The sequence below is a fragment of the Mesorhizobium sp. WSM4809 genome, assembly GCF_055811655.1.
In genome coordinates, this window is record NZ_JBVVQW010000083.1 from 1 (window position 1) to 252 (window position 252).

Sequence of the window (252 nt, forward strand, 5' to 3'; positions counted from 1 at the left end):
GTGATGATCAGGTAAAGCAGCGCGGCGATGCCGAAGGACTCGAACGTCATGTAGGTCGCCGAGTTCGCGTCGCGGGCCCCCTTGAGAATGTCCGGCACGGTAGCGGTGAAGGCCACCGTGGTGGAGTGCAGCATCAGGATCACTTCATTGCTGTAGAAGGGGAGTGATCGGCGCAATACCGATGGCATTATCACGTGGGCGTAGAGCTTGAAGCCGCTGAGGCCATAGGCCTTGGCCGCCTCGATCTCACCG

Annotated in this window: 1 protein-coding gene; it reads right to left on the reverse strand. The window is 60.3% G+C overall.

All coding sequences use genetic code 11. The features are described from left to right. Positions 1-252 (reverse strand): ABC transporter permease (locus AC0L24_RS33940; protein WP_473565109.1); only part of this gene is annotated, 252 nt, incomplete at both ends.